Here is a 15712-nt window from a genome sequence, read left to right on the forward strand (position 1 = left end):
CTCGACCTGCCTCGCCGCGGCCTCGCTCCCGAGCACGCTCACGCTGCAGCGCGAGTCTACGAGGGCGGCTCGTCGTTGGTAGAAGTCGGGAACAGGTTCGGTGTTGGTCCGATGCCGTCAGGCGAGTCCTGTCGGATGCCGGGGTCACCATCCGCCGACGGGGACGACGCGCAAAAGAATCAGTGACTGAGCACGGCCCACGGGATAGAATAAGAGACTGCCAGATGTCAAGGCGCCCCGTGAGTACGCGAGCTTGCGGCGGGAAGACGCACGTTCTGAACCGTGCGGATCCCGGCTGCTTGTTCCATTCACCCGGACTGGGGCCTGGTGAGGCTTGGCCCAGGCATCCGCGCTGTCGCTCTCACTTCGGCTGCCCACGCTGGTCGTGTAGCTCTCCCCTGGCCGACGTAGCTCGGGCGGTGCCGGGCTCGGAGAGGCTCTGCCCGGCTCGAAGCTGCGTTTCCCTCTCAGCACGACAGACCAACGGGTTGGAGCATCCGCTGTCGGGTATCGATGCAAGTGGGGTTTACCTGCTGTTGAATCTGGCGCAGGCGGGAAAGGAGTGTCGAATGTCGACCGTTTGGACTGAGTGGGGTGCGCTCACTCGATTTCTCGAAAGCGCCCGGCTTGCTTTCGCGCGGCAGCGAAATCTATGGAGCTCGCTTGAACTCGCCGATCCTGACGCGGTGAAGATCACGAGCGCCACAGGCCTCCGGCGCTATGAAGTGGCGCTCAAGAACCACCTATCCGCCGTCGAAGACGAAGTCACTCTTTACGCGTCGGTGCTGATCCACACGTACGCACTCGCAGAGTCGGCTGCGTGTCGGAAACTTGGGATCGATTCGCGGACTGCTGGCGGCATCGAAGCCTGGGGAGGGAGTCTGCTCGGCGCGCACGGCCGAGACTGGAGTGGGGTCTTCGATGGCGAGGCCGGTGCAGTTGAAGTTGCAGTAGTACGGAACGCTTTCGCGCACGGCACGCGGCTGATCGACGACTCCTCAGAGCAACGATTGGCGGCAGCAGGTGCCCCGCCCCGAACGTCTGGAGATGCTGTGACCTTGGAGTACGAAGAGTTGCGCCAGTATCGAGACCGGCTGCGAAGTTTGCTACGGGTCGGCGGCGTAGATCTGATGTCGCCGACTCCATGAATATCGGTGCCGTCGGCTTCCGGGGACGGCCTACTGCGGTTCGAGCAACTTTCGCTGCTCGACGTCCCGTTCGCCGAGGTGCGTCAGAACGTAGCGGTCACCGTTGAGGTGAATTAGATCCTTGGCGTCCAGCGTGTTCAGGGTGCGCTTCAGGTTGGCGCGCATCGCTGCCCTCGACCACGAGTGCAACTCGGTGAAAGTGGCACCCTCGACACCGCGCCAGTAGAGCAGGGCGAGCATGTGGTCCGATGCCTTCAACTGCTTCAGCACGCGCGGGAAGCCGTCGAAGACCTGGATCAGCGGGACGTCCTTCGACACCAGGGCGACGATGATCCCGTGCGCCTCGGTCGCAGACACGTTGTGGTGGAGGCGTACAAGTTCGGCGAGCACCCACTCCATGTTCCGAACGACCATCGTGGCGTCCTGCTGGTTCGGGTCGATGCCGTCGCCAAGGTGCGCCACGTCCCGCTTGTTCCGCACGTCGTAGATCAGACGGAGCGTCCGCGGGATATGGAAGCGGACGCTCTCGGGCGCAGCCGTAGCCTGCTCCAACTTGCCCATCAGGGTCGGGACCTTGGGCAGGTTGCCGCCGAGCGGCGTGTACTGCTGCGCCGTCGCCCACTCGAGGATCCGGAACACGGCCTCCGAGAACCGAGCCCCCTCGATCTCGGAGGGCCGCAGGTCGTCCCGGTAGAACCGCCGCTTTGCCTCGGCGAACGCCTCCAGCAGCTCCTTCACCAACTCGGCGGGGATGCCCGCAGTGACGAAGCCCTGCTGGACGCGGACGTCGAGCGCGGTCACGACTCGTCCAGCAGGCTGTCCACGAACGCCGGGAACGCGGTGATGCCACCTGACTTCGCCCGGATGCGGCGGTTGGCGCCGCTGCCCGTCATGAGGTAGCCGTTGAGTGCCCTGATCTGCGACGAGAAGTTCGCCTGGTCGTAGCAGCGTAGACGCTGAGCCTCGGCGCGAACCAGTTCCACCGACGTCTCCTGCTCGTCCAGACCGAAGCCGCGCACGATGGTGATGATCTGCGCAATCGCCCGCGTCTTGTCGGCGTTGCTCTTGCCCAACTTGATTCCGGGGATACTGACCTTCAGGACTCCGTCGTCGAGGTGGACCAGTTCCTCCAGCTTCTCGCGGGAGACACCGGTGTGCTGCGCGACCTTGTCGAGGATCGTGTCCTCGGCCTCAGCAATCTTGGCCCCGTCGCCGTTGGAGCCCCCGCCGCTCACACCGCTCCCGGTGGACCCGCTCGTCGCGCCAGACTTCTCCGTCTGGCCAGACGTGCGCGGCGCGGCAGGAGAGGCAGCCGCCACGACCTGAGTGGGGACGAGCAGTCGCACCGCTTCGCGGAACGCGACTTCCTGAATCTTCTCGGGCAGACCGGCATCCTCGACGGCAGTCCACGCCTTCTTGAGCGTCTCGCTGACTTCCATGCAGCACTCCTACCACTTGTGGACTTCCTAGAGTAGCCATCCGTGATGGGCAGTCACAAGAAGGTCCGTTGTGGGGCGCGTCCATGCATGCGTTGGTATGTCTCCGCCCCATTCTGCTGCTGGTTGTAAACACACAGTTCAAACCCATCTCTGAGCACTCCGGAAGGCGGACTAGCTCATCAGCCCATGACGAGTCAGCCTCAAACTACGTCCATGAGAGCTTCAGATCGAGTGCGTTGCACGTCGTTCCAGACCTAGCGGGAAAACGGAAGTGGCAGGTTCATGCAGTCCCATACGACCCATCCATGGGATCCATGTCCTTGCGGGGCCGCTGCGTACGCCGCTCCATTCGGTGGCAGCGCAGCGAGCCCCACTCCGAGGGGTTAGCGGGGGCTCTGCCAACGGTGCGCGGCGGTCAGGTGACGCGCCCCGAACCGAATCGGAGGGAGGCCGGTACGCACGACCACCGACCCCATATGCTGGCGGGCCGGCTGAGCCGAGCGACCAGCAGGAGGTCGGCGTCGCCGTCTCGGAGGGCGGCAAGGACACCAAGCAGGCCGCGATGGGCCTGCCGGTCTGGCTGTGGTTCCCAGCTCGGTCGGCGACCCGTGTCGAATCGACCGAGTTTGTGCCGGCGTCATTCCGGGCGGTAGGACGCGGGTTCCCAGGAGTGGCGACGGTCAAGTTCCTGGAGGTGGTGTAGCAGTTGGTGACTCTCCGGGGTTTCAGGCTGTGAGTGCGGGCAGGGGCTGGTCGGGGCCGGTGGTGGTGTCGGGTCGGTGTCGGCAGCGGTGGAGGAGGTCCAGGCCGAGGTAGCGGCGGCCTTCGGCCCACTCGTCGGTCTGCTCGGCCAAGACCGCGCCGACCAGGCGGATGATGGCCTCGCGGTCGGGGAAGATCCCGACCGCGTCGGTGCGTCGGCGGATCTCGTTGTTCAGTCGTTCGGCGGGTTGTCGGACCAGATCTGCATCCACACGTCCTTGGGGAAGGTGGCTAACGCCAGCAGGTCTTCTCGGGCGGTGGCGAGGTGGTCGGCCACGGCGGGCAGCTTCTCAGCGACGTAGTCGATCAGCCGGTCGAACTGGGCCTTGACCGAGGCGGCGTCGGATTGGTCACAGACCGAGTGCAGCATCGCCTTGACCGCCGGCCACATCGATTTGGGGTCACAGACATCAAGTTCGCGGCGTAGTGGGTGCGGCAGCGCTGCCAGACCGCGCCGGGCAGGTTCGCAACCACCGCCTCGACCAGACCGCGGTGAACATCGGAGGTGATCAGGCGCCACCCCATCCAGGCCGCGGGCGACCAGGTCGGCGAAGAACTCGTTCCAGGCCGCCCCGGTCTCAGCGTTGGCCAGCCGCAGCCCCAGGACCACGCGGTGTCCGTCACCGTTGACCCCGTGGCCAGCAGGCAAACCGCGTTGATCACCCGCCCGCCCTCGCGGACCTTCACCGTCAACGCATCAGCGGTCACGAGAGTGGACGGGCCGGCGGTGTCGAGGCGGCGGTGCCGGAAGTCGGCAACCAACTGGTCCAGGTCGGTGGCCATCCGGCTGACCTGGGAACGGCTCAACGAGTCGATGCCCAAGGTCTTGACCAGCTTGTCCATCCGGCGGATGGAGACCCCGGCGAGGTAGCAGTCAGCGACCACGGTGATCAACGCGGTCTCGGCCCGCTTCCTGCGCTGCAGCAGCCGCTGGGGGGACATAGCTGCCGGTGCGCAGCTTCGGCACCGCGACATCGATCGTGCCGACCCGGGTGTCGAGGTCGCGGTGGCGGTAACCGTTGCGCTGGGCGGTCCGCCCCGGTCAGCGCTCACCCCACTCCGCGCCGACCACCGCATCGGCATCGGCTGACAACAACGCGTTGACAATGGTCTGCAACAAGCTGCGCATCAGGTCCGGGCTGGCTTGGGCCAGGGCTTCCCTCAACAGCCCGGCAGGGTCGACAATCTGTGGCGCGGTGATCGTGTGTCTCCCTTCGAGAGTGCTGTGAGGTTCGCTCGAAAGATCACGCGGTGACCGCGCCTACGTCTAGGACGCGATCCCGGCCACAGCGCTACACCACTATCAGGGACTCCACTTGAGCAGCGAGACTGCGTCGAACGTGTCGCGCTCGCCCGGTTACGACGGCAGCAGGCCGCGAGTGTGGAGAGGTTGGAGCAACTCGAGGAGGAAGCAACCATGATCGAGACCAACCGCAGCAAGCTGCTCGACGCCTATTACGCCAACGCCATCGGCCGCGACCTGTTCCTGAGCGCGCAACGACGGCTCAAAGCCGACCACGCCGCAACGATCGAGACCGGAAGACTGCCGAAGCCGACCTCGCCGACTTAGAACAGCAGACTCGCGACGCTCTCGATATGCTCCAAGACGCACACGTGAGCTATAAGCAAGCCACCAGCCCGACTCGCAAGCAACTCAACCGTGCGATCTCGCTCGCATCCTGCTGGGCTACGAGCCCGACCAGATAGGGATGGAACTCAACGAGCCCTACAACGCCCTGAACGAAGCAAGCGACCGGCCAGATCCGAGCGGGCTGGACTCAGGCCACTGGCGCTTTCGATAAGCACCTCCTGGTGCCCCCGGTGGGACTCGAACCCACACTGGAGCGGGTTTAAGCCGCCTGCCTCTGCCGTTGGGCTACGGGGGCCCCGGCGCTCAGCATGCCAGGAGGCGACGGTCAGGAGAGCAGGAACAGGGCGGCGTCGTGGGAGGCGAGGTCGACGACGACGCCGTCGGTGACGTCCACCTCGGCGCCGGTCCAGGCCTCGCGAGCCCGGGTACGGCCCTCGCCGGCCACGCTGGCCAGCGGGATGGTCCGGCGGAGCCGGTCGGGACCGATGGCGAAGACGGCCACCACCAGCTCCTCGCCGAGGCGGGCCGTCCAGACCACGTGGTCACGTTCCCGGAGCACCTCACGCGGTCCGGTGGCCGCGTCGTTGACCGCCAGTAGCAGCGGGTTCTGCAGCAGCGCGATGGTCTGCGGCGGGCTGGTGGGCAGGTCGCCGCCGACGAAGAACGGCGAGCGACCGACTCCCCACAGGGTCAGCAGCGTCCGCTGCTCGGCCCAGGTCAGCCGCGAGGTGCGGTCCGCGCCGACCTCGGCACGGATTCCCACCCGGCCCAGCGGCAGCATGTCGGCGTCGGCGAAGGCGCCCTCGCGTGACAGCGGCGCCCAGCGGGCCAGCCGGGTGAACATGTCGAGCACGTCGTCCCAGGAGTCCCACAGGTCGCTGGAGATCCGCCACATCGTGGCGTGGGCGGCCAGGTGCTCGGCACGCGTGGTGGAGACGTCCACCCCCGGCGACAGGCTCAGCTCGATCGGGCGTCCGGTGGCGGCCAGCTCGGTGGACAGCGTCTCGATGTCCCAGGCCCGGTAGGGCCACAGCATGTCGTCGGCCTTGACGAAGTCGACGCCCCAGTCCGCCAGCTGCCGCGCCACCGAGGCGTACCAGGCGGCGGCGTCCGGGTGCTCGGAGCGGACGCCGGCGTTGTCGAGGTTCCAGCTGCAGCCCTGCTCGGGGTCGGCCAGGTCGGCCGCCGTCACCTCGGTGCCGAGCACCGGCAGCCGCTGCTCCGCCGCCCGCCGCGGGATGCCACGCATGATGTGCACCCCGAACCGCAGCCCCAGGGCGTGCACCTGCTCGGCCAGAGGGGCGAACCCCCGACCGTCGGCGGCGGAGGGGAATCGGGAGACGTCGGGGATCGAACGGCCCCACCGGTCGAGCTGGACGTCGGCGTCGGCGTGGTAGCCGCCGGCCCCCACCGAGGCCGCGTACCACTGGATGTCGACGACCACGGTGTCCCAGCCGTGCGGCAGGAGGTGCTCGGCCATGAACCGGGCGTTGGCCAGCACCTCGGCCTCGGTGACGGTGGTGCCGTAGCAGTCCCAGCTGTTCCACCCCCGCGGTGGCCGGGCCGGGCGTCCGACGGCCACCGGTGCCGCGGTCACCGGCGGTCCCGCTCGAGCAGCTGCAGCACGATGCCGTCGAGGATGTCGGTCTCGCTGACGGTCAGCGCGTCGGCGCCGATCCGCTCGGCCAGCCGCTGCACGATGACCGCGCCGGCGGAGATGACGTCGGCCCGCATGGGGTGCATCGACGGGATGTCGCGCAGCTCGCCCACCGTGCGGGCGACCACCGACTCGCACAGCGGCACCAGCTCCTCGCGTGGGATCACCGCACCGTGCACCTTGGCCGGGTCGTAGGCCGGGAGCTCCTGGTGCACCGCGGCGAGGGTGGTCATGGTGCCGGCCACACCGACCCACGTCCGGGCGCGCTCGACCGCCACCCCGCTGGAGCCGAGCATCGCGTCCACGTGCTCGACGGTGGCCCGGATCTCGTCCTGGCTGGGCGGGTCGCCCTTGAGCAGCCGCTCGCGCAGCCGCACCGAGCCGATGTCGATGCTGGTGGCGGCCAGGATGCGGCGCTCCTCACCGAGCACCAGCTCGGTGGACCCGCCGCCGATGTCGACCACCAGCACCGGGTCGGGGTGCTCGCCGATCCCGCTGACCGCCCCGGTGAAGGAGAGCACCGCCTCCTCCGAGCCGGTGATGATCTCGGCGTCGACGCCGAGGCGTTCGCGGACGCCGGCGAAGAACTCCTCGGCGTTGCCCGCGTCCCGGGCGGCGGAGGTGGCGACGAACCGGGTGTGGGCGGGGTCGACGCCGTGCTCGCGCAGCAGGTCGGCGTACATCTCGCAGGCGGCGAAGGTGCGCTGCAGGGCGTCGGGGTGGAACTCGCCGGTGGCGTCCACCCCCTGCCCGAGCCGGACCATCTCCAGCCGCCGGTCCACCTGGACGAGGCCACCGGCCCCGTCGTCATCGGCCACCAGCAGCCGGATGGAGTTGGTGCCGCAGTCGATGGCGGCGCAGCGCTCGCTCACGCGTCCTCCTCGGGTCGGGTGTCGTCGTCCAGGCAGGGGCGCTGCCAGAACTCCCCCACCGCCGCGACCGCCTCGTCGCCGAGGACGTTGACGCCCGGACCGGCGGCCAGGGCGTGCCCGACCAGCACGTGCAGGCACTTGACGCGGGTGGGCATACCGCCGGCGCTGACCCCGGCGATCTCGGGCACCTCGCCGAGGCGGGCGCGGTCGGCCAGGTAGGCCTCGTGCGCCCGCTGGTGGGCGGCCCGCAGCTCCTCGTCGTGCTCCAGCCGCTCGGTCATCTCGGCCATCATCCCGGCCGACTCCAGCCGGGAGCAGGCGGCGGTCGCGCGGGGGCAGGTGAGGTAGTAGGTGGTCGGGAACGGCGTGCCGTCGGGCAGCCGCGGCTCGGTGGCCACCACTCCGGGACGTCCGCAGGGGCAGCGCCAGGCCACCCCGGCGACGCCGCGGGGCACCCGCCCGAGCTGGGCGCCGATCGCGGCCTCGTCGTCGGCGTCCATCGGCTCCAGACCGGGCAGCGGGGAGTCGTGGTGCGTCATCGGGGCTGGTCGCGCTCCGGCAGCTCGGCCGTCTCCTTCGGCGGCGGCGCCGGGTGGTCGGCCGCCTCCAGGCTGCCGGCCATCCGCGCCCACCAGGCGTCGGCGTCCGGCCGGTCGCCGTCGCTGCGCTCGGAGTCGATGGTGGTGCCGCCGTCGACCGGCTCCCCGTCGGGTCCGAGGACGACGTAGCCGGTCTCGCCCGGCATCACCCACCCGAGCCGGGCGCGGGCCTGCGCCTGGACGTAGGCCGGGTCCTGCCAGCGGTCGAGGTGGTCGCGCAGGGTGTCGATCCGCTGCTGGGTGGCCGCGATCTCGGCCCGCGCCTCAGCGGCCTCGCTCTGCTGGTTGAGGTAGATCCGCAGCGAGGACGCGTAGGACAGCACGAGCATCGCCAGCACCACGGCCAGCGCCACCGCCCGCCGGGTGACCCCGAGGGTGCGGTGGAACCGGGGCGCGGCGGCCGGCGCCTCGTCCGGGCTGGTCGGGGAGGCGGCCGGTGCCGGCAGCGTGCTGCCCGGGGTGGAGCGCACCTTGGCGCGGGCCTGCGTCCGCGCCCGCGGGGTGCTGGCGCTGCGGGGGCGCCGCGAGCCACCGCCGGAGCCGGCACGCGTGCTGCGTCCCGGTCCGGCGGTGGCCCGTGGGGTCCGTCGCTGTGCCATCGAGGCTCGTCCGCTCAGGCCTTGAACCGCGGGAAGGCGGCGGCGCCGGCGTAGCGCGCGGCGTCGTCGAGGTCCTCCTCGATGCGCAGCAGCTGGTTGTACTTGGCGACCCGCTCCGAGCGCGCCGGGGCGCCGGTCTTGATCTGGCCGCAGTTGGTGGCCACGGCCAGGTCGGCGATGGTGGTGTCCTCGGTCTCGCCCGAGCGGTGGCTCATCATGCAGCGGTAGCCGTTGCGGTGGGCCAGCTCGACGGCGTCCAGGGTCTCGGTCAGCGAGCCGATCTGGTTGACCTTGACCAGCAGCCCGTTGGCCGCCTTCTCCTCGATGCCGCGCTGCAGCCGCTGCACGTTGGTGACGAAGAGGTCGTCGCCGACGATCTGCACCCGGTCGCCGACCTTGGCGGTGAGCGAGCTCCAGCCGGCCCAGTCGTCCTCGGCCAGCGGGTCCTCGATGGAGACGATCGGGAACTGGCTCATCCAGCTCTCGTAGACCGCCACCATCTCCTCCGCGCTCTTCTGGGTCTTGTCGAAGGTGTAGACGCCGCCCCCGCCGTCCGATGCCGTGAAGAACTCGGTGGAGGCGACGTCGAGGGCCAGCGCGATGTCGGTTCCGAGGGTGAGCCCGGCCTTCTCCACCGCCTCGGCGATCAGCTCGAGCGCGGCGACGTTCTGCGGCAGGTTGGGGGCGAAACCGCCCTCGTCGCCCAGCCCGGTGGCCAGACCCTTCTGCTTGAGCACCGACTTCAGCGCCTGGTAGACCTCCGCGCCCTGGCGCAGCGCCTCGGAGAAGGTGGACGCACCGATCGGGGCGACCATGAACTCCTGGACGTCGACGTCGGAGTCGGCGTGCGCGCCGCCGTTGAGGATGTTCATCATCGGCACGGGCAGGGTGTGGGCGTTGGGGCCGCCGACGTAGCGGAACAGCGGCAGCTCGGCCGACTCCGCCGCGGCGCGGGCCACCGCCAGCGAGACGCCGAGGATGGCGTTGGCGCCGAGCGAGCCCTTGTTGTCGGTGCCGTCCAGCTCGAGCATGGTCTGGTCGACCAGGCGCTGCTCGTCGGCGTCCAGGCCGTGCACGGCGGGGAAGATCGTCTCGACCACGTTCTCGACGGCCTTGAGCACGCCCTTGCCGCCGTAGCGGGACTGGTCACCGTCACGCAGCTCGACGGCCTCGAAGGCGCCGGTGGAGGCACCCGACGGGACGGCGGCACGCCCCTCGGAGCCGTCGTCGAGGATGACCTGGACCTCGATGGTCGGGTTGCCACGAGAGTCGAGGATCTCGCGCGCGTCGACGAATTCGATGTAGGACAAGGATTCTGCCTTTCGGTCATCCGGGCGGGTGTGCGACAGCGTCCACCCTAGACCTCCGGGAGGCGCCCTGAGCCCAGGGACGGCCGCGGGTCGACGACCGTCGGGTGAACTCCACGGGACCTCACCGGGCCAGCTCCAGACTGGTCTCTCACCAGTGCCCCACTGGTGTCTACCAGCGCCCCGGGTGGTCCCTAGCGGCCGTAGGATCCGCAGCGACCACCGTCCCCTCGTTGCTACGGTGGCGCGACCCCGGGCCCGGGGCGGACAGGAGGCGATGATGGCCGATCGGGAGGACCGGACCCGTCCACGCCGGTGGTACGAGAGGTCCTGGGTGATCGTGCTCGTCTGCCTCACCGCGCTCGGGATCTCTGTGTCCTCGGTGCTCGACCTGATGGGTGATGACCCGCAGTGGGTCAGGTCGGTGGTGTTCGCCCTGTTCGGGCCGGCGGCCGTCCTGCTCGGCTGGGACACCTGGCGGAAGCGTCCGTCGTCGTGACGCCGGTGCCGACCGAGCAGGAGCTGGTGGAGCTGGCCGACCGGCTGGTGCAGGTGCCGGGGGTGGAGGCGGTCGCGCTGGGCGGCAGCCGGGCTCGCGGGGAGGCGCACCCAGACTCCGACGTCGATCTCGGGCTCTACTACCGGTCGAGCATCGACACCGGGGCGCTGCGGGCGCTCGCCGGTGAGGTGGCCACCACCCGTCCCGGCACGGGCTCGCTCGAGGTGACCGAGCCCGGCGGCTGGGGTCCGTGGGTGGACGGCGGGGCCTGGATGAGCATCAGATCGACGCCGGTGGACTGGATCTACCGCGACCTGGACCGGGTGCGCCGTTCGGTCGAGGACGCCCGGCGCGGGGTCTTCGAGTTCGCGTTCCAGGTCGGGCACCCGCTCGGCGTCCCGACCACCGCCTACGCCGGTGAGGTCGCGCTGGCGCGAGTCCTGGCCGACCCCGACGGGGAGCTGCGGGCCCTGCAGGGGCAGGTCACGGCTTATCCCCCGGCGCTGACCGGGGCGGTGCTCGAGCGGCTCGGGGAGGCCCGCTTCCTGCTGGGAGCCCTGGCCAAGTCCGCCGGACGGGGTGACACCAGCTACCTCGCCGGGTGCCTGTTCCGGGTGGTGGGGCTGTGCGCGCACGCTGTGCACGCCCGAGCCGGGAGCTGGGTGGTCAACGAGAAGGGTCTCGTCGACTCCGCCGGACGGCTGCCCGGCGCCCCGGCGGCGTTCGCCGAGCGCGCCCACCGGCTGCTGGGGGAGCTCGGCCGGAGCCCGGCGGAGCTGACCCGGTCGGTGCAGGACGCCCGTGACCTGGTCGAGGAGGTCGCTGCCGGCTGACCGCGGCGGTGTTCAACGCTGCTGGGCGAGGAAGGCAGCGACGTCGGCGGCCAGCTCGTCGGGGTACTCGCCGTTGAGAGCGTGGGTGGCGTCGGGGTAGACCCGCACGCGGCCCGGCAGCGCCTGCTCGGCGGCGGGGATCGCGGTGGCCGGGTCGTGCATCACCGAGCGGCCGGCGAGGAGGGTGAGCACGGGCACCCCGGTGTCGGCCAGCGCCGTCGGATCGATGCGGGACGGCTGCGGCAGCCTGAGGGCGTAACCCGCCATCCCGGACTCGATCATGTCGGCCACCGGCACGTCCTCCACCGGGGCGCCGCCGGCGGTGTAGGAGTTGAAGCTGTCCCGCCACGCCTTCGGCGTCCAGGACACCGAGCTGGGCAGGGAGCGCAGCACCGTCTCCAGCGGGATGTCCCCGAAGACCTGGACCGGGTCGACCAGGGTGAGGCTGGCCAGGTGGGTCGGCTCGCGCAGGGCCAGGTTGGCCGCCGTCCAGCCGCCGATCGAGAGCCCGACCAGGTGGACCTCCGGCTCGGGCAGCCCGGCCAGGGCCTGGTCGAGCCATCGCGCCTGGTCGGCGTGGTCGGTGATCGGCCGGCTCTGCACGCTCATCCCGGGCTCACCGAGCAGGTCCAGCGTCCAGACGTCGCCGATCCGCAGCAGCGAGGGCAGGTTGTCCGCCCACACCGGGGAGGCCGAGGCGGTGCCGGGCAGCAGCACCAGTGGCAGCGGCTCGTCCCCGGACCCCTCGAAGCGGTACAGCCGGACCACCCCGTAGTCGGTCCGGACGTCCAGGGTCTCGGCGGGCGCGGGGAGGTCGGCGAAGGCCGCGCGGTAGGTCTGCAGGAACGCGTCGTGGGCGGCGGCGCTGCGCCAGTGCCCGACCGGCGAGGGCGTGCGCAGGGCGAGGGTCAGCGCGAGGACCCCACCGAGGAGCACCGCGACGAGGCCGAGCAGCAGCCGCCGGGAGCGTCTCCGCCCGGCCCCGGGCGCACGGGTCGGGGTGGTCGGGGTCGTCGACTCCTGGTCCATCACTGCTCCTTACCGATCGGTCAGTTCTTCTACCGTACGGTCAGTATGGGAGGCTGGCAAGCGTCCGAGCGAGGAGGCAGCAGATGGCGGAACCGCGCCGACGGTCCTTCACCGAGCAGGCCCGACGCGCCCAGCTGGTCGAGGTGACGACCGCGCTGGTCGCCGAGCACGGCTACGCCGGGACGTCGCTGTCACGGATCGCGGCGGCGGCCGGGATCTCCAAGGCCGCGGTGCTCTACCACTTCGCGAGCAAGGAGGCCGTGGTCCGCGCCGCCCACGAGCAGGCGCTGGCCGACCTGGTGGCCGCGGTCGGCGCCGCGGTGGAGCAGGCCGACGCCGCCGATGCCCCGCTCGCCTACGTGCAGACGATGGTCGCCCACCTCTCCGCCCGGCCGGCGCAGACCCACGTGATCATCGAGGAGATGGCCCAGCGTGGGGAGCGACCCCAGCCCGAGGGGCGCTGGCGTCCGCTGGCCGAGCTGCTGCAGGCCGCCCGCCGCGCGCGGGGACGTCCGGAGCTGCCCGACGCGCGCACCGCGGCGCTCGCGGTGGGCGGGGCGGTCAACGCGGTGGTCGCCGAGCGGCTGGCCGACCCCGGCTACGACACCGCGACCGCCACGACCACCCTGACGGGCATGGTCGAGCAGCTGCTCGACGGCTGAGTCAGCCCGGGGCGTACTCGTTGAACGCCTCGTGCCCGGCGCGCAGGCTCCCGTCGGCGCGGACGAAGTGCAGCCACTCCGCGTGGCTGACCGGGCCGTAGACGTCCTCGTGCAGGTCGGCGACCAGGCTGTGCTGCAGGGCGTGCACGGTGAAGCCGATCCCGCGGGCCCGAAGCGCACCCAAGGTCACCCGCATCACCTCGACGTGGGTCGCGTCGTCACGGGCACCCCACACCGTCTCGTTGGCCAGCAGCGGCTTGCCCGCCTCCGACGCGATCGCGACCGCCTCGTCGAGGAAGGCCTCGAACCCTTCGACGGTGGCCATGTGCGGCTGGGTCGGGTGCCCGTTCCACATGTAGTAGGGGTGGAAGGAGATGACGTCGACCAGCGGCTCGGTCCGGCGGATGGCGGTGAGGCTGGCGAAGTTGCCGATGGTCAGCGGCTGGGACGCGCCGAGGTGGCGACAGCTGTCGGCGACCCAGCCGAGCCAGCGCAGCTCCGCGGCCAGCACCGGGCTGTCGTCGTCCTCGACGTAGGTGCCCATCAGCGGCTCGTTGCACAGGTCCCAGGCCACGACGCGCTCGTCGTCGGCGTGCGGGCCGACGACGCCGGCGAGGTAGGCGCCGAACAGCTGCTCCACCTGGGTTGTGGCGACGTCGACGGCGGCGAACAGCGAGTCCGAGCGCGACCAGGAGCTGGCGCCGGGGAGGATGTGGTCCAGCGGCACCCCGCCGAAGTCGCACCACGGGTCGCGCCAGCGGTTGAACAGCACCGGCACCACGCCGATACCGTGCGCGGCGAAGACCCCCAGCCCGGCCTCGAAGTTGGCCGCGAACCGCTCCGGGTCGCGCTGGTAGGCCTCGTGCGAGAGCCACCACCGCGCCGTGTTCCAGGCGGGGAAGTAGCGCTTGCCGCGGGCCACCTCCTTGGCCATCAGCCCGTGGTCGTGGTGCATCCACAGGTCGAGCCCGCTGGTCCCCCACGAGCCGTCGTAGTTGAAGCCGAAGACCCGGCTCGCGTCGAACGCCATCCTCACTCCTCGTCTCGTGCGTCGACCACGACCTTGAGCTGGTCGGGTCGTCCGATCTGGTCGAAGGCCTCCGCCGCCCGCGACAGCGGGTACCGGGCCGTGACGATGCGGTCGGGGGTGAGGGCGCCGGCGGCGATGAGCTCCAGCGTCCGCGGCCAGGCGCCGGGGCTGCCCAGGGAGCCCTGCAGCCGCAGCGAGCCGGTCACCACCTCGTCGACCGGCACCGGGATCTCCGCACCGTAGAGCGAGACGCAGACCACCGTGGCTCCTGGACGCGCGGCGGCGATGGCCGTCCGCAGGCCGCCGGCGCTGCCGGAGGCCTCGACGACCCGGTCGAACCGCTGGCGGGGCGGTCCGGTGACGGTGACGTCGAGGACGTGGTCGGCGCCCAGCCGCTGCGCCAGCGCGAGCCGGGCGGCGGCGCGGTCGCAGATCGTCACCTCGCCGCCGCGGGCGCGGACGGCCTGCATGGCCAGGACGCCGATCGGTCCGGCGCCGACCACCAGGACGGAGTCGCCCGGGCCGGGGTCGGCGGCGTCCACCGCGTGCACCGCCACCGCCGCCGGCTCGACCAGGGCGGCGGCGTCGTCGGGCAGGCCGGGCGGGACGTGGTGGGCCGCGCGGGCCGGGAACAGCAGCTCCCCGGCCAGACCGCCGCTGCGGCCGACGATCCCGGTCTCCTCGCGGTCGGGGCACAGGTGGTAGGCGCCGGAGCGGCAGGTGGCGCACCGGCCGCAGCCGATGCTGCACTCCCCCACCACCCGGTCGCCGGGGGCGAACCCCGCCACGTCGGGTGCGACCTCGACCACCGTCCCCACCCACTCGTGGCCGGGGACCACCGGGTAGCGGGCGAAGCCGGTGGTGAAGTAGACCATCTCGCCGTCGCGGACCTCCCGGTCGGTGGCGCACAGCCCGGCGACGCGGACGGCGATCCGCAGCTCGCCGGGCCCGGGCGCGCGGACGTCCTCACGCACCACCCGCACCCGGCCGTCACCGGTCAGCGCCACCGCCTCGTAGCCCGCCACGGGCCCATCCTGACCGACGCCCGTGCGAGGGTGCGCGCGGGTGGGTCAGGAGGCGGACCCGTCCGTCGCCGGCACCGGCGACTCCCGGCGACGGATGTCGCCCTCCAGGGTCCGCAGCGAGTCGCGCAGCACCTGCTCGGGGTCGAGGCCGCTGGCCTGGGCGCGCGCGGCGAGGGCGAGCAGCTCGCTGCCGAGGACGTCGGCCTCGACCGGCTCGGCCGGCAGCGGCAGGTCCACCGCGTGGGATCGGGCCCGGCTGATCGTCTTGGCCGCCCTGGTCAGCGCCGACAGCTGCGACGGGATGCCGTCCAGGGCGGAGGTCCGCTGCTTCTCGGCGCGTTTGCGCTGCTCCCAGGTGGCGTCCAGGTCGTCGGGGACGTCGCCGTCGGCGAACACGTAGGGATGGCGGGCGACCAGCTTGTCGGCCACCCCGGCGGCCACCTCGTCGAGGGTGAAGGCACCCCGTTCGGCGGCGATGGTGGCGTGGAAGACCACCTGCAGCAGCAGGTCGCCGAGCTCCTCGCGCAGGTCGGTGTCACTGCCGTCCTCGATCGCCTCGACCACCTCGCAGGTCTCCTCGACGAGGTAGCGGACCAGGCTGCGGTGGGTCTGCTCGGCGTCCCAGGGGCACTCCCGGCGCAGCCGCTCCATCACCTCGAC

At 71.1% G+C, this 15712-nt stretch carries 16 protein-coding genes, 1 tRNA gene and 1 pseudogene; 5 read left to right on the plus strand and 13 right to left on the minus strand.

All coding sequences use genetic code 11. The annotated features are described in order from the left end of the window. The first annotated feature begins 488 nt into the window (after positions 1-488). Positions 489-1148: a hypothetical protein gene (locus DT076_RS19145; protein WP_147264057.1), complete on the plus strand. Its 660-nt coding sequence runs from the start codon at positions 489-491 to the stop codon at positions 1146-1148. 30 nt (positions 1149-1178) lie between these two features. Here DT076_RS19145 and DT076_RS05010 read toward each other — a convergent pair whose 3' ends face one another. From DT076_RS05010 to DT076_RS05020, 3 genes and pseudogenes are all read right to left on the minus strand, one after another. Beyond that, the gene (locus DT076_RS05010; protein WP_114125531.1) at positions 1179-1949 is read right to left on the minus strand and encodes a hypothetical protein; all 771 of its coding nucleotides are present in this window, start codon (positions 1947-1949) and stop codon (positions 1179-1181) included. After that, positions 1946-2587, minus strand: a complete 642-nt coding sequence (locus tag DT076_RS05015) for a hypothetical protein (RefSeq protein WP_114125532.1) — start codon at positions 2585-2587, stop codon at positions 1946-1948. The genes DT076_RS05010 and DT076_RS05015 overlap by 4 nt, the downstream gene beginning before the upstream one ends. 725 nt (positions 2588-3312) lie before the next feature. Beyond that, positions 3313-4550: pseudogene (locus DT076_RS05020) on the minus strand (IS256 family transposase). Positions 4551-4766: 216 nt separating this feature from the next. Between DT076_RS05020 and DT076_RS19305 the strand changes: the two are divergent. Next, positions 4767-4919, plus strand: coding sequence for a hypothetical protein (locus tag DT076_RS19305; RefSeq protein ID WP_158548048.1), 153 nt, complete (start codon positions 4767-4769; stop codon positions 4917-4919). Between the two features lie 240 nt (positions 4920-5159). On the opposite strand, the gene DT076_RS05030 is transcribed toward DT076_RS19305, so the two are convergent. From DT076_RS05030 to eno, 6 genes are all read right to left on the minus strand, one after another. After that, a tRNA-Leu gene (locus tag DT076_RS05030) sits at positions 5160-5235 on the minus strand. Between the two features lie 30 nt (positions 5236-5265). Continuing rightward, the gene (locus DT076_RS05035; protein ID WP_199538967.1) at positions 5266-6537 is read right to left on the minus strand and encodes an alpha-galactosidase; all 1272 of its coding nucleotides are present in this window, start codon (positions 6535-6537) and stop codon (positions 5266-5268) included. After that, positions 6534-7469, minus strand: a complete 936-nt coding sequence (locus tag DT076_RS05040; RefSeq protein WP_114125534.1) for a Ppx/GppA phosphatase family protein — start codon at positions 7467-7469, stop codon at positions 6534-6536. The genes DT076_RS05035 and DT076_RS05040 overlap by 4 nt, the downstream gene beginning before the upstream one ends. Next, positions 7466-8008, minus strand: coding sequence for a DUF501 domain-containing protein (locus DT076_RS05045; RefSeq protein ID WP_114125535.1), 543 nt, complete (start codon positions 8006-8008; stop codon positions 7466-7468). Before DT076_RS05045 ends, DT076_RS05040 begins: the two co-directional genes overlap by 4 nt. Next, positions 8005-8667, minus strand: coding sequence for an FtsB family cell division protein (locus DT076_RS05050; RefSeq protein ID WP_114125536.1), 663 nt, complete (start codon positions 8665-8667; stop codon positions 8005-8007). Before DT076_RS05050 ends, DT076_RS05045 begins: the two co-directional genes overlap by 4 nt. Before the next feature lie 14 nt (positions 8668-8681). After that, entirely contained in the window at positions 8682-9977 is a 1296-nt protein-coding gene (gene eno / locus DT076_RS05055) for a phosphopyruvate hydratase (protein ID WP_114125537.1), read from the minus strand. Positions 9978-10254: 277 nt separating this feature from the next. On the opposite strand from eno, the gene DT076_RS05060 reads away from it, so the two are divergent. Together DT076_RS05060 and DT076_RS05065 are read left to right on the plus strand one after the other, a co-directional pair. Further along, on the plus strand, positions 10255-10473 hold the full coding sequence (locus DT076_RS05060) for a hypothetical protein (RefSeq protein WP_147264058.1): 219 nt from the start codon (positions 10255-10257) through the stop codon (positions 10471-10473). Further along, entirely contained in the window at positions 10470-11306 is an 837-nt protein-coding gene (locus tag DT076_RS05065; RefSeq protein ID WP_199538968.1) for a nucleotidyltransferase family protein, read from the plus strand. The genes DT076_RS05060 and DT076_RS05065 overlap by 4 nt, the downstream gene beginning before the upstream one ends. A gap of 12 nt (positions 11307-11318) precedes the next feature. Here the strand turns inward: DT076_RS05065 and DT076_RS05070 are convergent, their stop codons facing one another. Then, positions 11319-12335 (minus strand): alpha/beta fold hydrolase, encoded by a 1017-nt coding sequence (locus tag DT076_RS05070; protein ID WP_114125539.1) that lies wholly within the window; start codon positions 12333-12335, stop codon positions 11319-11321. 83 nt (positions 12336-12418) lie between these two features. On the opposite strand from DT076_RS05070, the gene DT076_RS05075 reads away from it, so the two are divergent. Continuing rightward, positions 12419-12997: a TetR/AcrR family transcriptional regulator gene (locus DT076_RS05075; RefSeq protein ID WP_114125540.1), complete on the plus strand. Its 579-nt coding sequence runs from the start codon at positions 12419-12421 to the stop codon at positions 12995-12997. 1 nt (position 12998) lies between these two features. On the opposite strand, the gene DT076_RS05080 is transcribed toward DT076_RS05075, so the two are convergent. The 3 genes from DT076_RS05080 to DT076_RS05090 are packed head-to-tail and all read right to left on the minus strand — an operon-like array spanning position 12999 to position 15703. Beyond that, positions 12999-14027: a glycoside hydrolase 5 family protein gene (locus DT076_RS05080; protein WP_114125541.1), complete on the minus strand. Its 1029-nt coding sequence runs from the start codon at positions 14025-14027 to the stop codon at positions 12999-13001. 2 nt (positions 14028-14029) lie between these two features. After that, entirely contained in the window at positions 14030-15052 is a 1023-nt protein-coding gene (locus tag DT076_RS05085) for a zinc-dependent alcohol dehydrogenase (RefSeq protein WP_114125542.1), read from the minus strand. 45 nt (positions 15053-15097) lie between these two features. Next, complete coding sequence (locus DT076_RS05090; protein WP_114125677.1) at positions 15098-15703, minus strand: MazG family protein; 606 nt, start codon at positions 15701-15703, stop codon at positions 15098-15100. Between the last annotated feature and the right edge of the window lie 9 nt (positions 15704-15712).

It is taken from the genome of Desertihabitans brevis (genome assembly GCF_003327535.1).
Classification (GTDB): domain Bacteria; phylum Actinomycetota; class Actinomycetes; order Propionibacteriales; family Propionibacteriaceae; genus Desertihabitans; species Desertihabitans brevis.